Below are 2,372 nucleotides of genomic sequence, written 5' to 3'. Positions count from 1 at the left end.
CAGCCATGCTCAAATAGGCCGGCAAATTGATCATTTTCTGGGCCGCTCAAGCCATTTACGACTTTGTGCTCCTGCAAAGTCTACCCCCACGCATCCATGCTGGGGCTGGGGCTGGGCGCGATATAAGCCTTCCCGACGCTTGAATGCCCAGAAAATAATCAGCTCGCCTTTTAGGTGGGCATTATTTCTAACCCACCTGAAATAGTTACAAAACACTTTAATCAGGCAGCGCGCGCAAAGCATTCCAGCAACAGGCTATTAAGCCAGGCTTCAGACTAACAACGTTAGTATTTCACCATCAGACGATTCATAAGTTGAGATTAAACATGCTCGCACGACGCTTCTTACCACAAGCACTACTATCATTGCTGTTCGTATACCTCGCGCCAACGCTCGCTTTAGCAGCACCCATATTCGAAGCGACCTACAGCGGCGAATACGCCAACCTGAACATCACCATGACCCGTGTACTCAACCGTAACGGCAATGATTATCGCCTGACCTCAAAAGCCAAGAGCTTTATGGCTAAAATCGATGAAACTAGCGATTTTAGCCTCACAAACAATACCCTTCGGCCGCATAACTACCTATACGAGCGCAAAATTTTTGGCGTAAAGAAGAAAGAGCAGCTCACCTTTGACTGGCAATCACTCGTGGCAAACTACACAAAAGGCAATAACCACAAAGGCACTCAACCGTTAAATGAAAATAGCCTCGACCCAACGCTCTACCAATTACAGCTTCAGCGTGACCTTGCACAAAACCCGACTCAGAAAACATTTAGCTACACCTTCGTGCGCAGAAGCCAAACAAAGCAATACCATTTTAAACGCAGCGCAAACGCAGGCCTTAACTTTAAGGAAAAACAATACTCCGCGGTCGTCGTGGTACGTACTGGTGATGGAGAAAAAGAGACTAAGCTTTGGCTCATCCCCGAACTCAACTACACACTCGCAAAGATTCGCCACACCGAGGAAGACGGCGGCACTTACGAAGCACTACTAACAGACTATTCCAGCACAAGCGCCTTTAAACAGTTTTTACAAGCAGCCCCCCTTATACAATAAATCCATAACCTGAAAACATTCGCGACATAACAGTTATCTTAGTGAAAAAAACACACAATAAGTAAGCACTCACATACCCCAAGGTCCTTTATTTAATAACACATTTCAAATATAAAGTGTGATTACGACCATAAGTTATAAGCATTCTAATGACTGAATATAACGTTATAACCTCGAACTGCCGCTTTCATTTAAGCTGTGTTTAGCGAAGGTACTTTGCGTATCAATCCAGCCACTACAGCTAACTAGTAGAGCTACGCAAACGCCTCGCACAACTTATTTAATCCGCGCAATGTGCTGCAGCAGCACAGAGGTAATGCGAATGCCAATAGCGATTTCAGCAACCTCTAAAACACTTCAGCAGCAACGCATCTTCGCCCTGCTACTGCTAGTATTCGCAGGACTTTGTTCGCTACTCAAATCCCCTATTTGCTTAGCTAACGACGGCCCCTTTCCAAAACTGTCATTCAGTGGCACTGCCAGCCAGCAAACACCCGAGTTCCCTAGCCACCTCTGGAACAAAAACCGCCGCAGCACCGACTTACACCTTCTGTCGCCAAAGCTCATGACTACAGATCAACTACTAGCTTCCGCACGAAGTATTCGAGACAAAGCCACCTGTAAGAGCCAGCGTATTTTGAATAACGTTTGGCTTACAATGGAGCAAAGCAAGCAGTACGAAGGCGCCAAAGCGCTCGGTAAAGTACTCTCGCTAGGCTACTTTTCATATCGCAGAGCACTAACCCCCGCTGAATCTAATAACCCACTGTTTTCTGTTCTCGATATTTTCGGTGAAGACACGTTAATCACGCACTTCAAAAACTACGACGTGGAGTTCTCCAGCAAAACAATCATGCTAAGCATTCGAAAAGAGATATAAAGAGTAGCCCGCCAACCTAAAAGGAGCATTAAACAAAATACATCTTTTTGAAAATAAACACTTGACCACTCAGGAGGTTATCCGTAATATGCGCCTCCTCGACAGGGTAAGCACTCCCCTTAGAGACAAGACGCGCTCGTAGCTCAGCTGGATAGAGTACTTGGCTACGAACCAGGCGGTCGGAGGTTCGAATCCTCCCGAGCGCGCCATTATTCGTAAAAAAGCTGATACTTTCGAGTATCGGCTTTTTTATTGCCCGTCTTTTAGCCAGCAGCATCAAAACCGCTTCACGCATAAAAAAGCCCGAGAACACTTAAGGGGCGAGGAAACAATATTTCATCCACTAATGCTTGATCTCGACCTCCTTATCTTCGTGGCTCAAAGCGTTACATGCCCCGGCATGCGCCCCTTTAAGCGCCTCGATA

The 2,372-nt window shown here is 46.3% G+C and carries 2 protein-coding genes and 1 tRNA gene; all 3 read left to right on the top strand.

From position 1 onward, the window contains the following. Window positions 1–326 precede the first annotated feature (326 nt). On the top strand, window positions 327–1,067 hold the full coding sequence (locus AC3A8L_RS21180; RefSeq protein ID WP_487964266.1) for a DUF3108 domain-containing protein: 741 nt from the start codon (window positions 327–329) through the stop codon (window positions 1,065–1,067). Window positions 1,068–1,389: 322 nt separating this feature from the next. Continuing rightward, window positions 1,390–1,947: a hypothetical protein gene (locus tag AC3A8L_RS21175; RefSeq protein ID WP_487964265.1), complete on the top strand. Its 558-nt coding sequence runs from the start codon at window positions 1,390–1,392 to the stop codon at window positions 1,945–1,947. 132 nt (window positions 1,948–2,079) lie between these two features. Next, window positions 2,080–2,156, top strand: a tRNA-Arg gene (locus AC3A8L_RS21170). Window positions 2,157–2,372 lie beyond the last annotated feature (216 nt).

The sequence above is a fragment of the Marinagarivorans sp. genome, assembly GCF_982758155.1.
The sequence above is the reverse complement of the archived record's forward strand: the minus strand, read 5'-3'. Positions and strand labels throughout refer to the sequence as shown.

What these genes read in the sequence shown, in the direction of transcription:
- AC3A8L_RS21180 (WP_487964266.1), top strand. Translation starts at nt 327, where the DNA reads ATGCTCGCACGACGCTTCTTACCACAAGCACTACTATCATTGCTGTTC.
- AC3A8L_RS21175 (WP_487964265.1), top strand. Translation starts at nt 1,390, where the DNA reads ATGCCAATAGCGATTTCAGCAACCTCTAAAACACTTCAGCAGCAACGC.